Below are 21,766 nucleotides of genomic sequence, written 5' to 3' on the forward strand. Positions count from 1 at the left end.
CGAGATTTTGGATTTGGGATTGATGCTACAGATTAATCTCAGCGTTATTCAATGATTGCTAAGGGTAGGGTGAAGCAAAATGTGCTGCCTTCACCTAAGATACTTTCGGCCCAGATTTTGCCGCCATGCTGTTCAACAATACTACGACAGATTGCTAAACCTAAACCGGTGCCTCCTTTTTCACGGGAGTCGGAGGCATCGACTTGCTGAAATCGCCCAAAAATGAGTTCTAGTTTATCGGCAGGAATGCCTCGCCCGCGATCGCTAACTTGGAACAGCACAAAGTCTGTCTGGTTTTGGGCACTCAGATGAATTGTGGAATCGGCAGGCGAGAATTTAATTGCATTACTGAGCAAATTTGTTAAGGTTTGGACGATCGCATCTCCTGTTGCCCAGACTTCGGCAGCGGTGGGGGTAACGATTAATGAGATCTGCTGTTGAGTAGCCAGCGCCTGAGTGCTATCTACTGCTTGCTGCATCAAATCGGCGGCTTTGCAAACGGTTTTATCCATAATTCCCCGCCCGGAGTCTAGGCGCTCCAAATCTAAAATATCATTGACCAGATTCACTAATCGATTGGTATCGAGGAAGGCAATTTCAATCATCCGTCTAGATTTTTCGGGCTTTTTATCATAAACTCCACTTTTTATTAGTCCCAATGACATTTGAATTCCTGCCAAAGGAGTGCGAAGTTCATGGCTGACAATGCCAATGAACTCATCTTTAATGTGTTCGATTTTTTGTCGTTCGGTAATATCTTCCCCAATGCTGATCGTGCCAATAATGTTCCCCTCTGAATCTTGCAGCATGGTATTGTTCCAGGCAATAAATCGTTCTTCACCCGATTTTGTCAAGATAAAATTTTGATAATATGGATGATAGTTGTGGGCTAAAACTTCCGAAAAAACAACTTGAACCGATTCTTGATTAGAAGAAGGCAAGAATTTTTTAAACCAATTTTTTCCGATAACTTCTAGGTGAGTATATCCCGTAATTTTTAAGAAGAAAGGATTAACGTAATTGACATTTGCCTCTATATCAAGTCCGACAACAATCAACTGCACGTTATCCAAGAGCGATCGCCAGCGTCGTTCGGCTTCTCGGATCGTGGCTTCGGCTTGCTTACGTTCTTGCAGTTCGACCTGAAGTTGTCGGTAGAGTTTGGATTGCTGAATGGCGATCGACAATTGGCTGGCAATCTGTTCAAGTAATTCTATTTCCCACGATTGCCATTGACGAGGTGCTGTATTTTGGTAGATAGCTAACAAACCCCATAGATTTTCTCTCAAAAATATCGGGAAAACTGCATAACTTTTTGCTTGAAATTGTTCCACTAGCTCGATATGACAGGGTTGAAGTTCAGCACTGTAAATATTATTAATAACCAAAATTTCATGATTGCGGAATCGACCGCCGTCAGTTTCTTGCAGATAGGTATCTACACAATTTTTTTGAATATCGCTCCCTATCAGTTTTACCCAATCCTCACCAACTGACTCCACGACAAAATCACCACTCCAATCAGGATTAAAGCGGTAAATGACAGTGCGATCAGTTTGTAATGTCTGCCTAATTTCAGTAACAGCAGTATTTAGAACCGCATTCAGATCCAAAGATTGGCGAATCCCTTGAGTAATCCTCCATAGCAAATGTTCCTTTCGGGATTTCTGTAGTAAGGCTGCTTCCGCCTCTTGTCGAACTTCTTCGAGGTGTTTCGCTACGGTAATATCTTGATGAACGGCCACTAGAACATCGCCATAGTCGGAATGATTGAACACACAGCAAGTTGCACTGCACCAAAATGGAGTCCCATCTTTCTTGACATTCTGAACTTCATAGCTAAATTCACCCCTTTGTAAAACGGCAGACCGAATGGCTTGATTTACATCTTCAGGACTGACCGATTCGTTGCCATAGTTGAGAATCGAAACGTGCTGACCGTTGAGTTCGCCAAAGTCATAGCCAAACATCTGCTCAAATTTAGGATTGGCATAGACAATAACTGCATTCTCTGCTCTTACTAAGCAAATTCCTTCCGCCATGTTGCGGGTAATAACAGCCTGAAGCTCCAGCATTTGTTCGGTTTGTTTGAGTTTAGTCAGATCGCGCAGACTGACGAGGACGCCGGAAATATTTTCACCTGCATCACGGAAAGGCGTATAGGTAACGCTCAAAAATTGCGGTACTAAATTGGGAGAGTCAAACCACTTTTCATACTGAATTGTTTCTCCCGCCAAACATCTATCTAAGCGAGGCTTGATGAAGTTATCAAACAACTCTGCACCCAGGATATTCCTAACAGAATTTCCGATAACTTCGCTTTCAGTTTTGTTGCACCAAGTCAAATAACCTTGATTGGCTATTTGATAAATATAGTTAATATTCATCAGCGCAATCCCATCTCTTGTATTGAATACGATGCGTTCATATTGGCGGAATGCTGCTTCAGTACATTTGCGATCGGTGATATCAAATACGCTAGAACGACTCATTATGAAATTACCTGCTTCATCATAAATTGCTGTAGCATTTAAGTTTATCCAAATGATTTTTCCGTTTTTATTCAAAATCTGAAGTTCTAAATTGTTAATCCAGCCTTGTTTTTTAAATAGGGAAAAATTTTGATAAAAAATATTTTGACTTTCAAGTGTCATTAAATCAACATATTTCTTTTTATGCACGATTTCATCGCGGGTATAGCCTAACCACTTCAGTTCCGTATCATTAATCATAATTATTGTTCCTGCTGCATCTAGGGAATGATAGCCACAGGGAGCATTATTATAGAGGTCTTCAACTTGATTGATATAGGGTTGCAAGCTATGGTTGACTTCACTGAGTTCTGCTGTCCCTTCTATGACTTGTTGTTCGAGTTCAGTATGGAGTTGTTGTAGGGAAATTCCTGCTTGTTGGCGCTCCCTCAGTTCCGTTTGTACTTGAGGAAATAAATCAGCTTGCTGAATGGCAATTCCAACTTGAGTTGCTAGCTGTCCCATGAGTTCAATTTCTGAAGCTTGCCATTCGCGAGGTGCTGCACAGTGATGGGCAATCAATAATCCCCAAAGTTCTTCTCCCTTAAGGATAGGAATAACCAGGTTAGCTCTAACTTGAAAATATGCCAGGAATTCCCGGTGACAAGTATCAATCCCGGCAGTATAAATATCTGATTTAGAGGTGAATAAGCCTTGTTTGAAGGGTTTGATATAGCTTTCACCCAAGCAAGGATCGTGGATCTGAGTGGATAAGATTGCTGTCCATTCTGAACCAACTGACTCTACCACCACATTTCCGCTCCAGTCTGGAGCAAATTGCAAGATAATTACGCGATCGCATTGCAGAATGTTTCTGAGATCCGTGACCGTAGTGTTGAGAATATCTTCTAGTTTGAGGGATGCGGAGAGAGAAAGTGCTGTTTTAGCCAGGACTTGCTGTGGCTGTTGTTGCCATTTCCCATAATTTTCATCAGTATGTTCTATCATTAATCTACTTACTTAATTACATTTTTTAGATTGAGGCAGAAAGCGGGTTTTTAGCCTTCGTGCGTAAGTTCTATTTAACTATTCCCAGGATTAAGTAAAGGACGAGAGCGCTTGATTCGGCTGAGTACCCGCGTGACTAATTCAGGCCCTAGTACCGGCTTGGTAATAAAATCATCCGCTCCGGCTGCAAAGGCTTGTTGGAGAGATTCTGGAGCGGTATGGGCTGTCACCACCAAAATCGGTAAATTTTCCCATTGGATATCCTGTCGGACGACCTGACACAATTCTAAGCCACTGACGATCGGCATTTCTAGATCCAGCACTACTAAATCGGGTTCAGTGCTAATTAACACCTCCCAAAATTGCTGTGGTTCTTTGAGAGTTGTCACCTCAAGTCCCCAAGGAGTCAGTAACGCTGATAATTTAACCAGCATCACAGGGTCATCATCTACGATTAAGACTTTGGCTTCTGAAGTTTTGGGACTGGGTAGAACACGGGCGATGGCTCGAAAAATTTGCTCGGTGGTTGCAGGTTTCTGGAGAAATTGCTTAGCACCTAAGCGCGATACAGCCAAGCGATCGGCAAGGCTATCTCGTCCCGTAAAAACAATTATAGGAAGAGTAGGCGATCGCTCGGTCAATTCTCGCAGTAGCGTCAATCCATCTTCCTCTGTCTCTGCAAAGCTTAAATCTAGTAACATCACATCGGGCATTGACAAAGCAAGACGCGATCGGGCAGCAGTAATATTCGGCGCAATTTTCATCCGCAATCCCCAAGCTTCGGATTCTACTTTCAATCGCTCCGTTAATGCAGCATCATCATCAACTACCAAAACCCGATCGTTGAAAGTTGAAATAGTAGAAACTGGTACAGCCGTTGGTGTAATCGGTGTTTGGGCTAATTCCTGCTGTAATCCTGTCACCAATTCCGAGAATTCGGTAATTTCCTCAGCAGTGAAAGAGGGATATTTGATTAGCAAATGCTCTGCCGAGCGTGCCAATTTCGAGCCTTCTGGATAACCAAAAGATCCCAGAGAGCCTGCCAATTTATGAGCTTCATGTTTTGCCGCTTGCTGTAATTCTGTTTCTAAATTTCCTGCTAATAGAGCAGTTTTTGCCTGTTCCAATACAGCAATTTGTTGGTTGAAGCCTCCCCGAAACCGCTCTAAAATTTTGTCGCTCTCGGACTTATCTACCCCACGAGATTGATATTTTTGGGTGCGAGCAATCCGAGGATTATTTGAACTAGACGACGCAGATTGGGGGTACGGTTTAAGTCGATAGCCCATGCCATAAACTGTTTCAATGATTTCTTCAGTTAAGCCACCTGCCTTCAATTTCTTTCTGACATCCTTAATATGAGTGATAATGGCGCGATCGGTGGGTGCGTCATCAAATCCCCACAGACGATCCAAAATGGTACTGCGGCTAAAGATGCGATCGGGATTTCGGAGTAATAATTCCAGCAGATTATATTCTGTCGCTGTCAGTGAAATTATTTCTTCGGAAAAAGTCACTCTACCAGACTCTAAATCTAAACAAAGATTTCCCCAAGTCAATGTATTAGCCGCTAAATTATGAGTAGAATCTCCTGGGGAAAGTGCTTTACTCCGTCGCAACAAAGTTCGGATTCTTGCCAGTAATACTTCCGTAGCAAAAGGCTTGCTGATGTAATCATCGGCTCCCGCATCGAAAAGAGCCACCACCTCCGCATCTGAATCCTTTGCCGTCATTAACAGGATCGGTTTGCAGCAGCCTTGCGATCGCAATTGCCGACATAGACTAATTCCATCTGGCTTGGGAACCTGCACATCTAACAAAATCAGGTCATACTCAATTGCCGCTGCCAAGTCTAGGCCCGCTTGTCCATCATTTGCCCTATCAAACCCGTAATGATTTGCTTCCAACACCTGTGCCAGTGTTGCACTCAGCCCTCCATCGTCCTCTACGAGCAGAATTTTTATCGGAGACTTCTTCATTTTGGCTGTGCGGTTCAATTCCCATGCGATCGACGCGCTTTAATGTCAGGCCGAAGCGTGGCTTTTAACTAAATCAATGCTACTCATTACTACTGCTTTTATCTTAGCATTTTTGCAGTCCCATCACCTAAAAATTGCTGTCACTTCCCCAGGTTACATAAAACACAATACGGTTAAGTTAAGCTATATCCCCCCTAGCCCCCCTTAAAAAGGGGGGGGACAAGAGCTTACTCCAAGTCCCCATTCTTAAGGGGGATTTAGGGGGATCTCCGAGGAATAAATAGTTTTAACCCAAGCGTATTGAGATAAAACCGATCGCCCCTTCATTCATCTGCGTTCATCCCCGTTTATCTGCCTGCATCTGCGGTTCAAAAAAGCGTGAAGCGAAGCTATCCCGAAGGGTAGGGAATCGCCCCCAAAAAGAGCGATCGCCCTCAAAAACAAACTATCCTTCATCCTCCGACTTTACAGGAGGACGCCCAGAAATCACAATAAATCCCACAGACTCAAGAGTCATGTGCGGGCGGCGAATACCAGCTAAAACCGCTTGACTCAACAAACTTTCGGTATTGATTTCATCAGCCAAAACCGATTCTAAAAGTTGTTCGGATTTAGAAAGTCGATTCAAGCGCAACTGCAATTGATTCACCCGGTTTTCGAGTTGGATTGCAGCAGTGACAGCGAAACTATTGCACATTTCCACAAAAGCCGATCGCCCGCGCAACAATTTCTCCGATACCACCCGTCCCTTTTGACAAAAATCATCCCATTCTAGCGGATCGACAAAACTGTCAATCAGCGATGTGCGATTTTTCGACAAATTGTAATCCCGATTCGGCCCGCCTTTCCCCTTATAAGCCCGCTGCAAAATCGCTAGAATTTCCGCATCTTCCACCAGTGACATTTCTTCGCTGCGAGCATCTACAAACACAGTTTCAAAAATGGGCAGAAACAGAGCATCAGCGCGGCGCTGCAAAGCTTTCAAGTTGTAATTTTCGATATTTTGTGCTTGCAAAACTTGCTCGGCCGGCTGCACATCAGTCTGGATGGAATAATTAAACTGAAAGCCGAACCACTCCTTCCCGGGCTCCGCATCCCAACTTTCATCATGCCGCCACATAGCAAAAGCTTGACCGCGATCGTCCCAGCGAATATAAGAGCCAAGTGCATCGATCAATCCCTCACCAATTCGGTAAAGAGCGACATCCGCATTCTGATAAGCAATCCGGCGATTGTAACTACCATATTGCTGGCAATAAGGAACCAATCTGGTCATCAAATCGTTCGAGGGAATTAACGTTTTTTGAGTAGGTTTATAACGCATCAACCCCGATACACTCGGATGTTCTATTTGTTTGAAGTGAAGAGCTTGACAAATCCAACCTTCAGTAGCCCGCTGCATTTCTTTATGCTTAGCATCGCAGTTATCGAGAGATTCAAAATACTGAGATGCGCTGTCATCAAGAGTATCAATTTCATCGAGAACGTACTGTTCATCAATTTTGATTTTCTCTTGTTCGATTTCAGTTTTAATCGCTTCAATTTCGCTGGATAAGCCCTTGCCTCCCTCAGCAAACAACTTTTCTTCAAGTTTGAGAAGTTTTTCCTCAGCATAAAACTGAAGGCTGGCAATAGATTTGTTGAAGATATCAAACCCATCTTTTAAAACTTGGAACCAAGCTTCGTGGGGACTCTCCGGCATATCCGGGCCTGCAAACAAACAAAATTGCACTCCCATTTTGCTACCAATGCGATCGACTCTGCCGAGTCTTTGTTCTAACTGATGGGGAAACCACGGCAAATCGAAGTGAACTAACCAATCTGTCAATTGCAGATTTACCCCTGCTTCTGCCGATCGATCGCACACTAAGATAAAACAATGGGGTTCAGTCTTAAATCGCTTGAGACTAGCCTCAACCTCATCAGCCGATTTTGTCGTGTCATGGCTGGCGATCGCATTTTTACCAAAGATTTTAGTTAAATTTTCCGCAATCTCTTTACAAGTTGCAGTAAAACTGGTAAAGATCACAATTTTCGGAAAACGCTCGCCTGGAATCGGCCGTTTAATTTGCTGTTGAATTCTCGACAGCAAATCGCGAGGTTTGCTGTGATACTCGCGCGGAACCTTCAAAGCAACTGCCAAAAATCGGAGAATGGCGATTCGTAACAAACTCAGTCGATCGAGTCCTTCCTGGGGCTTTTCCAGGGTGTTGAGCAAGGTTTCCAGCATTTCCCTTTCTTCGGGAAACAGCTCCGTTTTGGTCAAAATTGCTGTGTCATTTTGTCCAAATTCGCGATCGAGTTCTGGAGTAGATTTTTTCTGCAAGCGAGCTTTGACAACCCGTTCTAAAACATTCAGCCAAGTACCAGAAGCGCGGAAAAACAGCAGAAAAATTCTCTGATATTCGCTCGACTTAGGAGCGACTGTGCGCCATTTATCGAGTACGGTTTGAATTTCCGACCACTGTTCATCATTCAGATCATACTCAGTTTTTGGGACAGCATCTCGGTCGAAAATCACATCCTCAACCGCATCCCGGCGGTTGCGAAGGATGCGGCGGTGCAGGCGGTAGGTATCTCTAACGTGAGTGCGAATAGTTCGGACAAGCCCAGCCTGTTCTGCTGTTTCTTTAGTTTTCAAACAACTTTCTAACTCTGTTGCTAATCCGATTAAATAATCATCTTTGGCAAAAATAGTACGGAGTTGAGCGAGTTTTGTTTCCAAAACAGCAGGCTTGGCATTTTCTCGAAAATCTAGCAAAGCGCGACCGATTTCTTGACGGTTTTGTACCTGTTCTTTGAAATTTTCCAGGTCATCAAGACGGTAGGTTGTCGGGTCTAGCAAGTGCAGCATCGTTAGAAAATCTTGCTCGTGGCCGAGAACTGGCGTTGCAGATAATAACAATACATTTTTGCTTTTTTGAGCTAGTTTCTGACAGAGTTCAAAGGACTGCTGCTGAGCCCGATCGCTCGAATTTGCCATTGCTGCCACATCATGCGCTTCATCCACAATCAGAAAATCTAGGTTAGCATTGCGGCTAACTTGATTGATTTCGCTAACAGCAACAAGCTGCACTCTGTCAGCAAAATGAGACAAATAGAATTTATTTTCCAACTCCTGCCGCCACTGTTCGAGCAGGTATTTCGGAACCAGCACCACAGCGCGTCCGTTGGGTTCATCTAGCAGAAATTGGCGGAGAATTGTCCCGGCTTCTACTGTTTTTCCTAGTCCTGGTTCGTCGGCTAATAAATAGCGCACGATTGGGTCTTCTAGGACGCGCCGGACGACTTCAACTTGGTGCGGATAGAGGTCTATGTTAGCAGAAATTAAACCCGTCATGCCGCGGCTGACGGCCCGCTGTTCGATCGCAGATTGAACGAATGCCAATCGGCGATCGTGAAAATACGGCGTTTCTTGACCTTTGACTGCTAAAATGTCGATCGGATCGGCGATCGGGATATTGCAGCGAACGTAAAGTTCGCTTTCAACAGCTTGCAAACTTTGGCTGTCGGGGAGGTCAATTTCGTACTCTAATTTATCTTCATCCCAGTCATAAACTCGACCGATTATCCATCTTTCCTGAGTGGTACTCCAGAGGTAGCAGCGGGTTTGGCGCTGAAGTCTCGCTTCTTGCAGCAAACCCAATGGCACAGTTTTGCGGATGCGGTTTTTAACTGAGCAAAAATATTCAACTACCGCATCGGTACGCGATACCTCGACAACTTTTCCGACTCCCAAATCGTTTCTGGGCGATCGAACTAACGAACCAACATCAATCATAATTTCAGCCTGACAATACTTACTAGAATACAGTAAACCTTTTCCAGTTAAAAATTTTAGCAAAATGCGATTTTTTGCTGCGTCACTTTTCTAGTTCAGTGACAGTCAATCTAGTATTCTGAAAACAATAAGTTTAGCATGGCAAATAACATTTTGGTAATTGAATAAATATGCTAGCAGCGAATAAGAATAAGTAATTACGAGGCAGGAAAAATAACGCCTGGATTACCGGATTCCCATTTCGGGTATTTCTGCATAACACTGGTATAAATTTCTGAGTCTGTAAACCCTGCTAACCAAGCTTGTAGCGGAGGCCAAGGCTGTTCGTTAAACCAATTTAGATCGGTATGAGCGAATTGACGGACAAAAGGTGCGATCGCCATATCAGCCAATGCTACATTGTTACCAAATAAATATTTAGTGGCGCTTAACTGTGCATTGAGTTTGTCGAGGAATAAAGAACCTTCATAACGATGTACTTGGGCATCAACACCGGGATAACGATCGGGGTACTTATAACGGTCAAGATGATATTTAAACCTATCATCAAATAGAGCGATTAGTTCTAGCATTTCTGCAACAGAACCTTGCTGTGGTATCAACCATTTTTCAGGATCATTTTGCCTCAATGCCCACAACATGATATCGATACTTTGATCGAGTACGCGCCCGTCAACATCAATCAATATTGGTACTGTACCTTTGGCAGATACCTCCAACATCTCTGGTGGTTTGTCTCGCAAAACAACTTCCCGCAACTCACACACCCGATTGCTAACCATCAAGGCCAAGCGCGCCCGCATAGCATAGGGACAGCGGCGAAAGGAATACAAAATCGGGTATGTTGCTGACATATAATATCAATTCCGGTTGCACCGTCTGTGATTGTTGACTGTTGACTGGTGACTGTTGACTGTTGACTCGATTTTATTATGCCGATGGCACCGGGAACGATATAATTAGTCGACCGCGCGATCGGGTTTTTCGGGTCAGAAACCCGGTTTCTTTCGATATTTCTCGTCGCCAAACAAGATTTTTCGTAGAAACCGGGTTTCTTTGAGCTTAGTAAATAATACTATTAGTCGATCGCACCATCGACTTTTTCCTTCGCATCGTAGCGCGCGCCTATATGTACTTGGTTGCGACGCTTAGCAAGCTCAATCTGACGTTGACGTTCATATAAAGCTTCTTTTTTGGTTTCCGTTTTTGAGTCATGACAATGAGGACAACTCACACCAAGTACAAATAATTCAGAAGCCTTATCTTCCTGACTAATCGGGTGACGACAACCGCGACAAAGTTCATAGTTTCCCGGCTTTAAGTCCTGACCAACAGAAACCCGTTCATCAAAGACAAAACATTCACCTTCCCAACGACTTTCTGCTTCCGGCACTGTTTCCAAATATTTTAAAATTCCGCCTTCGAGATGATAGACTTCCTCAAAACCTTGAGTACGCAAAAAAGCAGTAGATTTTTCGCAGCGAATACCACCCGTGCAAAACATTGCCACCTTGGGTTTATTGCGTAAAGCAGTTTCCCGCAGCACCCATTCAGGTAACTCAGAAAAGCTTTTTGTTTTGGGATTAATAGCGCCTTCAAAAGTACCCATAGATACCTCGAAGTCGTTACGCACATCAACCACAACAACATCGGGATCGTCAAGCAGCTTATTCCACTCATCAGGCTTAACATATTTGCCAGCCATGAGGCGGGGATTAATGTCTGGTACACCCATCGTGACTATTTCGCGCTTCAAGCGTATTTTCAGGCGGTAAAAAGGTGCTTTTTCCGAGAAAGATTCCTTGTGTACCAGATCCGCAAAACGCGGGTCACTACGCAAGAATGCCAGCACTGCGTGTACGCCCTCAGATGAGCCCGCAATCGTGCCATTAATGCCTTCTTGGGCCAGCAAGATAGTGCCTTTAACGTTGTTGTTGTTGCAACAATTGAGTAGCGGTGCTTTCAGCTCAGCAAAATCAGGTAGTTCAACGAACTTATATAAAGCAGCGGTTAAGAAATAAGCCATAGATTGAATTGATAGCACTAATTAATTTTCATAATTATATGAAAATTCAGTCAAAGCGGACGGTGGGACTCGAACCCACGACGTTCAGCATGGGAAGCTGACATTCTACCACTGAATTACGCCCGCGCTTAGTGTTTTTTACTTGCTTTCACCTTCTTTCACTTTGGAGGCCGATCGGTAAAAAACCACTAGAAAAACATTGTACAACTATTTTCAGATTTTGAGTATAGCATTTTGACAATCAATTTTGGGCGGCAGCCGATCGCACAGCGGAGCCATGAACTACGGCGGACGAGCAAATTGTCATCGCGACGAAAAGCTTGCCCGAACCTTGACAAAGAGTTAGCGGCTTCTGCGCGCACATTCTGATCGCGATCAACGAACTGCATCATTTTTAACACCGCGGCCAAAGCTTCCGCAGTTTGAGTCTGCCGCCATCCCATCGCCACGAACATCGCACCATAAACTCCCCATCCTTCACTTTCCTCGGCAACATCGGTAGCGCCACCGCAGAATCGCCCTTTCTCACAGCCCTTACCCCCAGCAGCCTGTCTTGAGAATCCGAACTTTGCAGCGCTGCTTGGATTTCCCTAATTTCCCTCACCCCATTAAAATATATTTTTGTTACTTTTATTTAATAATTTAGCAAAAAGTGCCGGATTGTGGCAAAATAAAAAACTCAGTTATTAGATTGTGTCTGCAAATTAACAGCATCAAACTTCCACACCAGAAAAAGTTCAGAAAGTAATTGGAGAATTTGAGCAATATTGGCAACCGCTAATCGACGATACTCTGGAAATGACTCAAAAGGTAAAAATGCCCCAGCAAGAAGTTATGAAGCAGTTAAAAAAAATAATCCAGAGAGAGTTTATATCGACGCGGCGCTAGCGAATTTGCGTGAAGCGAAGCTATCCCGCTCTTAATCGCCACAACCTGCATAAAAACGAGATTAATTACGGTTATGTAGGGTGTTCTGTTTGTTTAGGTTTATCTACTTAATTGTACTGTTTTCTTTCCCCGCAGATTCTCCCTAGCCCCACTGCTTGAGAAGGGCCCAAAAGATTCCGGTTGGAAGTTTATTGATGACTTGGGGCATTTAGTGAACTCCACTCGATCGCAAACATTCATAGAATTGCGACAATCGCAGAATCTGGAAAGTTCACTGATTCTCCACTCTTAACAGTACAATTTAGTATAATTTTTAAGGGATTTCCCGTTGCAATCTTGTCCCCCCCTAGGAAAGGGAGAACTCCAAAATAATGATTTTAAAATCGCTGGAGCGCACTGGCTGAGTTCGCGTAGAGATTATATCGGCAGGTAGATGACTCATTATTCATTTTGATATATATATATATATATATATATATATATATATTAAATATAAATAGCAATCTCACTATAATACGTTGCCAGCAATATATCTGGTAAAAAAAATGAGTCATAATAAGTATTCCAAGAAATCTCAACCTAAAGCTGGTATCAAAGCTGATCGAAAGCAGCCAAACAATCCAAACGACTTATTTCCTGTAGTCGGAATGGGAGCATCTGCAGGTGGATTGGAAGCCTTTATGCAATTACTGAGCCATTTGCCGATCGATACCGGCATGGCGTTTGTCATAATTCAGCATATGTTGCCGCATCAGGAAAGTACGTTGAGTGTGATTCTGGCTCGATCGACCCTGATGCCCGTGCATGAGGTGACAGATGGGATGCTCATAGCACCGAATCAGGTCTACGTTATCCCCCCGAATTTCAGCATGACCATCGAGCGTTCAGTGCTGAAGCTAACGCCTCGCGGCAGAGGAAAGGGGGTATTCATGTCCGTCGATACTTTTCTGTTTTCCCTCGCCGAAGAACGGGGGAACAAAGCCATCGGCGTCATTTTGTCCGGGGGCGACAGCGATGGTGCCCAAGGGTTAAAAGCGATTAAGGCCGCCGGCGGTATTACTTTTGCCCAATGTCAAGAATCGGCACAAGTCAGCAGTATGCCGAATACTGCGGTGGCTACGGGTCAGGTAGACTTTATCTTGACACCGGAAAAAATTGCTCAGAAAATAGCAGAGATCGGCCGTCATCCCTACATTGCCGATCGGCCTTCGACAGAATTGACAACCACCGAAAATGCGAGCACAAGTGAAGATGCGCTCACAAGTAAAGGTAAAGATGCGATCGCCATTATCTACAGTTTGCTGCGGGCGGCTACAGGAGTTGACTTTACTAACTACAAGCAAACCACCTTGAAGCGGCGGATGCATCGGCGGATGTTGCTCTACAAGCTGGAACGCATCGAAGATTATGCCGAATATCTCCAAAACACCCCGGCAGAAGTAACGGCGCTGTATCACGATGTCTTAATTCATGTCACCAGCTTTTTCCGCGACCCCGAAAGCTTTGATGCCTTAAGCAGCACTGTTTTTCCTGCAATAGTCAAAGATAAATCGCCGAAAAAACCAATCCGAATTTGGATTGCCGGCTGTTCAACGGGTGAAGAAGCTTACTCGATGGCCATCTGCTTGCTAGAGTTTTTAGCAGCTCGATCTACTAACCTGCCGATTCAGATTTATGCCACAGACATCAGCGAAAATGCGATCGCGATCGCCCGCACTGGCTTTTATACCCACGCCCAAGTCGCGGATGTTTCACCCGAACGCCTACATCGGTTCTTTGTCCAAGTCGAGGGCGGATACCAAATCACTAAGCCCGTGCGGGAACTCTGCGTCTTTGCTAGACAAAACCTGATCGCCGATCCGCCATTTTCCCGGATGGATTTGATTACCTGTCGGAACGTGCTGATCTATCTGGGGCCCCAGTTGCAGAAAAAACTGCTGCCACTGTTCCACTATGGGCTTGGGCCCGCCGGCTTTTTGGTGTTAGGCAGTTCGGAAACGGTTGGTGAGTTTTCAGAATTGTTTGCGCTATTCGACAAAAAGAATAAAATTTATACTAAAAAGCTGTTATCGCATTGGCTCAGCATGGATTTAAATGCTAGCAACTATCCTCTGACACCCCCCAACCCTCCACCGCTGCAGACGGAAAGATTGGACGAAATCGAAATGGAGAAAGAGGCAGATCGCATTGTTTTGAATCAATATGCCCCTGCCGGGGTTGTGATTAACACAGCCAGCGAGATTCTGCAATTTCGAGGACAGACGAATCCCTACCTAGAACTGGCTCCCGGTAGAGCGAGCTTTAACTTGCTGAGAATGGCAAAAGAAGGATTGCGCGTGGAACTGCAAACTGCAATTCAAGAAGCCTCACACCAGAAGCAATCGATCGCACGGGCAGGGTTGGAACTTAAAGAGGGCGAGATCCTCCGGCAGGTCGGAATTAATGTGATTCCATTCCAAGCCGGCGCTGTGGCAAAAGACTATTTTTTAGTGTTGTTTAAAGAGGAGTGCCCGATATGTGCACTGCCTGCTGCTGACGATGGTAGAGTCAACTCTGATGCTTCACAGGCTGAAAGCCTGGAGATTGCAAGGCTGCTAGAGGAACTGAAAACTACAAAAGAACATCTCGGAGCGATCGTCCAAGAACATCAAGCTGCTAATCAAGATTTGAGAGCCGCCAACGAAGAGATTTTGTCGAGCAACGAAGAGTTGCAAAGCATGAATGAGGAACTCGAAACGGCGAAAGAAGAGATTCAGGCAACCAATGAAGAACTCAACACGATTAATGACGAATTGCAGCGGCGCAATGTTGAATCGACTCAGGTGAGCAACGATTTAGAGAATCTGCTCGCCAGCATCAATATTCCGATCCTGATGCTGGGAGGCGACCTGCGAATCCGTCGGTTTACTCCCGCAATCGCAGGTATCTTCAGCTTGATTTCTAGCGATGTCGGGCGGTCTTTGAGCGACATCACTCACAAGTTGATAGTGCCGGACTTAGAGCAACTGATTTTAGAGGTGATCCGCACGCTCAATTTGAAAGTTCAGGAGGTTCAAGATCGAGACGGTCATTGGTACGATCTGCATCTTCGACCCTACCGGACGATCGACAACAAGATTGATGGGGCTGTGCTGATGTTGGTGGATATCAACCAGCTAAAAGTGAGCGCCCAGCATTTGATGGAAGCGAAAAATTACGCCGAAACAATCGTGGAAACCGTGCGGGAACCATTGCTAGTGTTAGATCTCGACCTGCGGGCGATCACTGCCAATCGTTCTTTCTACGAGACGTTTCAGGTGAGGCAGAGCGAAACTGAGCATCGCTCATTGTTCGATCTGGGTAATGGACAGTGGAATATTCCCCAGTTGCGATCGCTCCTCAAAGAAATTCTGGCAGGCAATCCCAAGTTTCAAGATTTTGAGGTCGAGCATGACTTTGAGCACATCGGGCATAAAATAATGCTGCTCAATGCCCGCAAAATGCCTCCGATCGGTGATACACAGATGATTCTGCTGGCGATCGAGGATATCACGGAGCAAAAACAGTTCGAGATAGAACGCAGCCTTCGGATGCAAGAACAATCGGCTCGTGCGACTGCTGAGGAGGCCAACCGCATCAAAGATGAGTTTTTGTCCATCCTCTCTCACGAACTGCGGACGCCCCTCAATGCGATGATTGGCTGGGCACAGTTGCTGCGCCTAAAAAAATTTGACGAGGCTAAAACCGAGGAGGCGCTAAAAACGATCGAGCGCGCCGCCAAAGCACAAAACCAGCTCATCGATGACATCTTAGACGTTTCGCGGATTACCACAGGCCAATTTCGGCTCAATGCTTCTGAAATTGAGATCCCTCCACTGGTTGAAAATGCGATCGGGGTAATTCGTTTCGCAGCAGAAGCCAAAAATATTCAAATTGAATCCAGGCTAAGTCCTTTAAAACCAAGCGTGTTGGGCGATCCAGACCGTTTACAACAGGTAGTGTGGAATCTACTTTCAAACGCGATTAAATTCACCCCAGCCGGAGGCAGAATTGACATCGCATTAGACTACATAGATGGCATGGCTCAAATCCAAGTTAGCGATACTGGTAAAGGCATTAAGCCTGATTTTCTCCCCTATGTGTTCGATCGCTTCCGTCAGGCAGATAGTAGCTACTCTCGCAGAGACTCTGGATTGGGGCTAGGATTGTCGATCGTCCGTCATTTAGTAGAACTCCACGGCGGTACTGTTAGTGCCACAAGTGCGGGTGAGGAACAAGGGGCAACGTTTACCGTGAGGTTGCCCCTACGAACAGATATCTCATGATAGTTGACTGTTGATAGTTGACTGTTGATACCAATTTAATGTGAAGTTGCACATATCTCGATCCCCCTAAATCCCCCTGGTTGTTGGGGGACTTTGAGAAGAATCTTGTCCCCCCCTTATTAAGGGGGGCTAGGGGGGATCGGATTCTATGCAACCTCATAAAAAATTGGTATGACTGTTGACTGTGAGTCAAAAAAATGAAAATTGCGCGAGTTATTTGTTGGCAGCTTAATTCGACTTAATCAGGACGATGAAGCGCGGATTTGATAGCATTCCGGCGCAACTGCAATTGATATTATTTCTAATCTTATCTCCTGATACCCATTTAAGGTGAAGTTGCACATATCTCGATCCCCCTAAATCCCCCTTAAGAAGGGGGACTTTGAGAAGAATCTTGTCCCACCCCCTACTCCCCTTATTAAGGGGGGTTAGGGGGGATCAGATTCTATGCAGCCTCATAAAAAATGAGTATGAGCTAAGATCCTAAATGAGTTCTATAGCCAGGATTGGTTATCAGTAGATCCACTATCAGGCGGTGATTAACCTCAATATCATCGCTTTAATTATGCAATGCCCGTAGACCTACGTAATCGAAATATTGAAAGTGGTTATCTGCGTTCATCAGCGTTTATCTGCCTTCATCTGCGGTAAAAAAAAGGCAATAATCTTTACATAACCCTAACTCTAAATAACCTATTTAGCAACCTTAACCTCAGCGCCATCCTTAAGAAAACCAGTCCCCGAAACAACCACCCGATCGCCCGCCTTCAAACCTTTTTTAACCACCACCTTAGCAGCAGTCAAATCGCCCACCGCACCCCCGGAAATTTCCCCAAGTTCCACGGGTTGAGCCTGCACCTTGTCCTCGCCGACAAGTTTATAAACAATAGAACTGCCGTCAGGTTGCGGTAAAATAGCTTTAGCGGGGACTTTCAAACCTTGAGCCGTTGCCGTTGAAATGGATGCGCGCAAAAACATTCCCGATCGCAAAAACTCGCTTGCCGGCAAATCAATCTTCACAGTAGCTTGCCGATTTTGCGGGTCAACTACCGGCGAAATTTCTCGCACAGTTCCTGACAACTTAATCCGCTTGTCAGAATCCGAAGTAATTTGCACTGCTGTTCCCGGCCGCACTTGCGAAATCTGAGTTTCCGGCACTTTCAATTGCAGTTCCAGCTTGTTTCCCCGAATAATCGAAAATAGTTTTTGACTTCCCGAAGAAACATCGCCAACTCGACCAATTCTTTCAGCCACAGTGCCACTATCGGGCGCTCGAACAATAGTTTGTTCTAGTTGAGTTTGTAACTGTTTGACTTGTGCATCATTGCTGCGGACACTTGCTGCGTTATTTCCGACATTTGCTTTCGCACTGCTGACACTCGCTCCGGCCGTATTCACTTTAGCACGAGCGCTGCTGAGGGCCGCTCTAGCCGTACTGATATTAGCTTCCGCAGTAGCTACTTTAGCAATAGAAGATTGCACTTCTTCCGCTGCTTTATTCTGTTCTTGCAAAGCTGTATTCAAGTCAGCTTTAGCTTTGTTCAAGTCTTGAACAGCAGTCTGCCGTTCCGTCTTTCGCCTTTCCAAATCTTGCCGACTAATTACTCCCTGAGCAGCCAAATCTTGGGTGCGATTTACTTCTCTTTGAGCTTGATCTAATTTAGCCTGAGCGGAGGCAATGCCCGCTTTAGCTTGAGTGACACCGGCTTTAGCTTGTTCCACACCGGCCCTTGCCTGCCCGACGCCTGTTTGGGCTTGCGCTGCGTCAGCGATGGCTTTTTCAACGCCAGCTTGGGCTTGAGCAACGCCGGCTTGGGCTTCTTGTTGGGCTGACTCGGCTTGCTCTACCTGAGCTTGGGCTTGTTCTACCGTAGAATTGGCCGATTGTACTCCCGCAAGCGCTTCGGCAATTTGCGATCGTAGCACCGAATCGTCCAAAACCGCCATCGTCTGACCTTTTTCTACCGCCTCTCCCTCGGCCACCAACACCTGCTTAATTTGCAAACCGTTGGCTTGTGGCAGCACTGGCAGCAAGTCGTAGGCCACCACGGTACCCGTCGCTTCCAGAGTTTCACCCACCTCGGCAGATTCCACAGGCGCCACTGTCACAGTCTGAGCCGTCGCCTGCTGAGTTGCCGAGGGAATTGGAGCTGCGGGACGCGAACTCTGTTTGCCCCCAGTCAAGTTTACTGCTAGCAACGTTGCAGCCACGCCAATCCCTGCGCCCGCCAACAAGGCAGGCCACCTGATTTCTTTACGGGGCCCAACTTCAGTTGCTTCTGGTTCCCACACTTCTGATTGTTCCCCCTCCATTTCTGGAGATTCTAGGGCAACTTCTCGTTCATCTTCCTCACCGGAGAATGACCAGCGAGAGTTTTCTGAGACCCCACTTTCAGGTACATCCACTGCTGAGTTCTTGTCGCGTCCGCTCTGCACGGGGGGAAGGGGTTGCTTTTCTTCCGCTTCTGAAAAAACTTGATTGGTCACGGTAGTTCCTCTCGCCGCTATTAGCCTTTGGTTTTTTTATTGTAAAGAAAGATTGCGGTTTTTATATTTGATTCATTTTAGCGGATAGCCTCAGCAGTCCCGCGTCCCCCTTTTGGGTGAGTGTGGTGCCCTTTCACCTTACAATGGCGAATTGATCCGAGTTTGTACGATCGACATTTAATTTGATCTGCCTCTGAGGCATACTGAATATGAGCGTGATTTCTGATCGTGGGGTCGATCGGGCTGGCATTGTGTCTCCCCAACTGGCTTAGCCGTCACCTATCTATCAATGCTCAGAAAAGTCAGTCTAATCTTGAACTGATTATTCCTAATCTATACTCTCATGTGTTTACTGTATAATACGGCACATCTGCTAAAAAATTTGTGCCACTTTATTTAAAAAAAATCAAAATGAATAGTCTCTTTTCTCCCCTCCAACAGTTTTTAATTACTTGGCTGCTAGTGCTAGTGACGGGATGGTTTACCCTGACTGCTGTCAGTTATGTTGGGGAACTCGTGAGCATTTTAGTAACAGCGGGACTCATTGCATTTTTATTAAATTATGCAGTAAAAAGACTGCAAGTATTTTTGCCACGGGGAGTAGCTGCGGGGCTGGTTTATTTAACTGCGGGTGTGATAGTAGTAGTAATCGGTTTAACTATTGTGCCGCCGGTGTTCAACCAAGCGAGCCAGTTGGGGGTGAGGTTGCCGGAATTGCTGGAGTCGGGGCGGCTGCAGCTAGGTGAATTTCAAGCCTGGAGTGCCGAGCGCAATTTGCCGTTTAACGTGCAAATATTGGAGCAGCAGTTATCAGCGAAAGTGCAGGAACAAGTGCAGGCGCTCGCCGGTACGAGTTTAGGCTTAGTTGTCGGTACTGTTAACTGGTTTTTGGACTTGATTTTTATTGTGGTAATTTCCTTTTATATGCTCCTAGACGGGCAAAGAGTTTGGCAGGGTTTGACCAGTATTTTTTCCCCAGACATTCGCTATGTTTTAACAGAGACTTTGCAGCGAAACCTCCAGCGATTTGTATCGGGACAGTTATTGCTGGGACTCTTGATGGCCATCTCGTTGACTCTGGCTTTTTGGTGGCTGCAAGTTCCGTTTTTTCTGTTGTTTGCCGTGTTTATAGGATTGACGGAAATAATTCCGTTTATTGGAGCAACTTTGGGAATTGGCACTGTTAGTATAATTGTAGCGTTTATTGATTGGTGGCTGGCGCTGCAAGTGTTGGTAGTGGCGATCGGTCTCCAGCAAATCAAGGATAATTTAGTAGCTCCCCGAATCATGGGCAATCTCACCGGATTGAGCCCGGTAGTTATTTTTACAGCTTTGCTTTTAGGAGGTAGAGTGGGAGGATTGTTGGGAGTTATCCTGGCAATTCCGCTGACTGGGGTTGTAAAAAGTATAGTAGAAATTGTACTCAATCCCAAATTGCCGCCCCAAACAGGCTCGTTTTTCTACAATCCTTTTAGCGGCGAGGAATTGGGGAAAATACCAGAAGAGGAAACTAGAATAATCTTGGTCGCAGATGAACAAAAGTAGTCTAATTTTTGTAGTAAGTAATTCAGTAATGAAAACTTTTATAAGTCAGGGATTAACTTTTGGCTGCTGAGTCCCTTAAGAAAAAACTAAAGTTTCTACAAAGAACTTTAAGAACTTTAGTCTTGATTACTAACCCACTTGAAATCTCAAACCTCAAAACTTATGAAATGGTGGCAAAATCTTAGAAAAAATCCTCTAGCTCGGTTAGGAGCCGTGCTACTGTTAATTTTTTACACAGTCGCACTTTTTGCCGAATTTGTGGCACCTTACGACCCCTATGACTCTCAATTAAACGGTTCATTGCTGCCGCCGACTCAGATTTATTTAAGCACCCAAGACGGGCGCTTTATCGGGCCTCACGTTTATCCGACTACTCAGGGGCCAGTGGATGCTAATACCGGCGCTCGTGAGGTAATTGTAGACTGGCAAAAACCCTCTGCTATCGGTTTGTTTGTCAAAGCTTCCCCCTATAAATTTTTAGGAGTTTTGCCATTAGACAGGCACCTGTTTGGTACTAGAGGAGAAGGTCAAATTAACATTTTAGGCACGGACGAACAAGCTCGCGATCAATTCAGTCGCTTAGTACACGGCAGCCGCATTAGCCTCAGCATCGGTTTAGTAGGAATAGCAATTTCTTTTCCATTGGGATTGTTAATCGGAGGCATATCTGGTTATTTCGGCAGTTGGATTGACAGTATTTTAATGCGCTTCGCCGAAGTATTGATGACGATTCCCGGTCTTTATTTATTAGTAGCGCTAGCAGCAGTATTGCCACCAGGATTGACAAGTGCTCAGCGATTTATATTGATTGTGCTGATTACTTCATTTATCAATTGGGCGGGTTTGGCGCGGGTAATTCGCGGTCAGGTACTGTCAATTAAACAACGAGAATTTGTGCAAGCGGCGCGGGCAATGGGCGCTAATCCAATTTATATTATTGTCCGCCACGTGTTGCCACAAACTGCTACTTATGTAATTATTTCTGCTACTTTGGCTGTTCCGGGTTTTATTGTGGCGGAGTCGGTTTTGAGTTTAATTGGCTTGGGAATTCAACAGCCAGATCCTTCTTGGGGAAATTTACTATCCCTGTCTACTAATGCTTCGATTTTAGTGTTGCAGCCTTGGTTGGTTTGGCCTCCGGCGATACTGATTATTTTGACTGTTTTGGCGTTTAATTTATTGGGGGATGGGTTGCGGGATGCTCTCGATCCGAGAAGCATTCAAAGGTAATTGGGAGTTATTAATTTCTAGTTCCCAGGGAGAGCAGGTGTAACAGT

General features: G+C 45.2%; 11 protein-coding genes and 1 tRNA gene. 3 read left to right on the forward strand and 9 right to left on the reverse strand.

Features of this window, described 5'->3' with window-relative positions:
• Positions 1 to 44: 44 nt before the first annotated feature.
• The 8 genes from QUA34_RS11420 to QUA34_RS11455 all read right to left on the reverse strand — a co-directional run bounded on the left by QUA34_RS11420 (position 45) and on the right by QUA34_RS11455 (position 11,869).
• Positions 45 to 3,479, reverse strand: coding sequence for a PAS domain S-box protein (locus QUA34_RS11420; RefSeq protein ID WP_333386614.1), 3,435 nt, complete (start codon positions 3,477 to 3,479; stop codon positions 45 to 47).
• A 74-nt stretch (positions 3,480 to 3,553) separates the two neighbouring features.
• A complete protein-coding gene (locus QUA34_RS11425) occupies positions 3,554 to 5,458 on the reverse strand; it encodes a response regulator (protein ID WP_333386617.1) in 1,905 nt (634 codons plus the stop codon).
• Between the two features lie 445 nt (positions 5,459 to 5,903).
• Entirely contained in the window at positions 5,904 to 9,302 is a 3,399-nt protein-coding gene (gene dpdE / locus QUA34_RS11430; RefSeq protein ID WP_333386620.1) for a protein DpdE, read from the reverse strand.
• A gap of 134 nt (positions 9,303 to 9,436) precedes the next feature.
• Positions 9,437 to 10,093: a glutathione S-transferase gene (locus tag QUA34_RS11435; protein ID WP_333386623.1), complete on the reverse strand. Its 657-nt coding sequence runs from the start codon at positions 10,091 to 10,093 to the stop codon at positions 9,437 to 9,439.
• A gap of 224 nt (positions 10,094 to 10,317) precedes the next feature.
• Positions 10,318 to 11,283: an oxygen-dependent tRNA uridine(34) hydroxylase TrhO gene (trhO, locus tag QUA34_RS11440; protein ID WP_445242815.1), complete on the reverse strand. Its 966-nt coding sequence runs from the start codon at positions 11,281 to 11,283 to the stop codon at positions 10,318 to 10,320.
• Positions 11,284 to 11,319: 36 nt separating this feature from the next.
• Positions 11,320 to 11,391, reverse strand: a tRNA-Gly gene (locus QUA34_RS11445).
• A 62-nt stretch (positions 11,392 to 11,453) separates the two neighbouring features.
• Positions 11,454 to 11,657 (reverse strand): hypothetical protein, encoded by a 204-nt coding sequence (locus tag QUA34_RS11450; RefSeq protein WP_333386626.1) that lies wholly within the window; start codon positions 11,655 to 11,657, stop codon positions 11,454 to 11,456.
• Positions 11,658 to 11,659: 2 nt separating this feature from the next.
• Positions 11,660 to 11,869 carry a hypothetical protein gene (locus tag QUA34_RS11455; RefSeq protein ID WP_333386629.1) on the reverse strand — a complete coding sequence of 70 codons (210 nt, stop codon included), beginning with the start codon at positions 11,867 to 11,869 and terminating at the stop codon, positions 11,660 to 11,662.
• An 829-nt stretch (positions 11,870 to 12,698) separates the two neighbouring features.
• Here QUA34_RS11455 and QUA34_RS11460 point away from each other — a divergent pair.
• A complete protein-coding gene (locus tag QUA34_RS11460) occupies positions 12,699 to 16,457 on the forward strand; it encodes a chemotaxis protein CheB (protein WP_333386631.1) in 3,759 nt (1,252 codons plus the stop codon).
• Positions 16,458 to 17,150: 693 nt separating this feature from the next.
• Here the strand turns inward: QUA34_RS11460 and QUA34_RS11465 are convergent.
• Entirely contained in the window at positions 17,151 to 18,944 is a 1,794-nt protein-coding gene (locus QUA34_RS11465; protein WP_333386634.1) for an efflux RND transporter periplasmic adaptor subunit, read from the reverse strand.
• Positions 18,945 to 19,355: 411 nt separating this feature from the next.
• On the opposite strand from QUA34_RS11465, the gene QUA34_RS11470 reads away from it, so the two are divergent.
• Both QUA34_RS11470 and QUA34_RS11475 read left to right on the forward strand, forming a co-directional pair.
• A complete protein-coding gene (locus QUA34_RS11470) occupies positions 19,356 to 20,489 on the forward strand; it encodes an AI-2E family transporter (protein ID WP_333386637.1) in 1,134 nt (377 codons plus the stop codon).
• Between the two features lie 162 nt (positions 20,490 to 20,651).
• Positions 20,652 to 21,719 carry an ABC transporter permease gene (locus QUA34_RS11475; RefSeq protein ID WP_333386640.1) on the forward strand — a complete coding sequence of 356 codons (1,068 nt, stop codon included), beginning with the start codon at positions 20,652 to 20,654 and terminating at the stop codon, positions 21,717 to 21,719.
• Positions 21,720 to 21,766 lie beyond the last annotated feature (47 nt).

This window comes from Microcoleus sp. POL10_C6, assembly GCF_036701585.1.
Classification (GTDB): Bacteria; Cyanobacteriota; Cyanobacteriia; order Cyanobacteriales; family Microcoleaceae; genus Microcoleus.